The sequence below is a fragment of the Pseudomonadota bacterium genome, assembly GCA_010028905.1.
Taxonomy (GTDB): domain Bacteria; phylum Vulcanimicrobiota; class Xenobia; order RGZZ01; family RGZZ01; genus RGZZ01.
In genome coordinates, this window is the sequence record RGZZ01000830.1 from 1 (window position 1) to 1321 (window position 1321).

Annotated in this window: 3 protein-coding genes; all 3 read right to left on the minus strand. The window is 62.6% G+C overall.

The genetic code is table 11. The annotated features are described in order from the left end of the window. A partial coding sequence (locus EB084_25670) for a type II toxin-antitoxin system death-on-curing family toxin (GenBank protein NDD31652.1) occupies positions 1–163 on the minus strand: 163 nt, incomplete at its 3' end. Positions 164–337: 174 nt separating this feature from the next. Next, positions 338–562, minus strand: a complete 225-nt coding sequence (locus EB084_25675; GenBank protein NDD31653.1) for an AbrB/MazE/SpoVT family DNA-binding domain-containing protein — start codon at positions 560–562, stop codon at positions 338–340. Positions 563–692: 130 nt separating this feature from the next. Then, positions 693–1199 (minus strand): hypothetical protein, encoded by a 507-nt coding sequence (locus EB084_25680; protein ID NDD31654.1) that lies wholly within the window; start codon positions 1197–1199, stop codon positions 693–695. Between the last annotated feature and the right edge of the window lie 122 nt (positions 1200–1321).

A 1321-nucleotide genomic window follows, 5' to 3' on the forward strand; every position in this document is an offset into this window, starting at 1 on the left:
TGGCCAGTGAAAGCATCATGTCTACAACGTCGACCTCACTGGCGATAAGCTCCCATCCGTTCAGTTCGAGAAAGACGGCCATCGCCACGAATGCACCCCCCTTGTTCCCGTCGATGAACGGGTGATTGCTGGCGAGTGCGTGACAGAGACTTGCGGCCAGCACGTGGACACCTTCTTCTGGCTGATACTGCCCATGAAGCTTCGGCCGTGACAAAACTGCTTCGAGCGCTTGCGAATCTCTCAGACCAGACCTGCCACCATGTTGACGCAACAGATCGTGATGGAAGCTCTCGACCGTCAGACGATCGAGCAAGATCGGCTCAGCCACAAAGACGAATCATTTCGCGAGTTCGCGCAGCGCGTTGCGATATCGACGAGAGACCTTTGTGAAGGCCTCCTGGGCCTTGTCGAATGTGGGATCGTAGGGGGTCAGCAAGATACCCCGCTCGGTCTCGATGGCATACAGCGTATCACCCGCAGCGATATGAAGATGCTCGGCCATCTCCTTGGGAATGGTTGCTCCGACTGAGCCTCCCACTTGCCTGACCTTGATCTGCACCACCACGGCGGCCTCCTGAGTGCTACATATGTGCTACTCACAAGGTAGGGGTTCCACAACGCGCCGTCAAGCCACCCGACTCACAGATCGGTCATTGTTCCGTTCATCGCCCGCCTCACCCCACGCGCCCTCGCTACGCGTACTCATCGACGAAGGTGAGGCCATTCTGATGCATGGCGGTCATGAGCGCGTTGGGGTCGACGTCGAGCTGCTGCGCCGCGTGCTGCACGGGGTTGGCGCCTCTGGGCAGATCGGTGACCGAGTCGATGGCCTGCTGCAGACCCTGCGCCTGCACGCCGAGGCTCTGCGCGGTTCTGACGGCGCTCTGCTGGCGCTGCCGGCTCGGAGCGGCCCAGGGAAGCGCGTTGTCTTGATCGCCCTGCCAGCCGCCCGCGCCACCGCCCCCCTGCTGCTCGGCTTGAACCTTCTGGATGGCGGCGCGCAGATCGGCAGGATTGAGGCCGAGCTGCTTCGCCAGCGCCTGCACATCGATGTCTTCGCTCTCACGGCGGCTCGACCGACCCGACGACGCCGCGGGACGCGGCCGCACCAGCCCCGGACCGCTCACCGTGGCGAGGCGCTGCTTGGGAGCAGACGACGGAGCAGAAGAAGAAGCTGAAGGCGTGGGCGGCAGGCTCAATGGGTCCATCGCGTCTCACCATTTCATCGAATTCGCGCATGCCATGTATCGGCAGAGACACGCCCTGGTTAAGCGTTGACGGGCGTGAACGCCAGATCGACATCGCCGCACCGCTCGCCCTC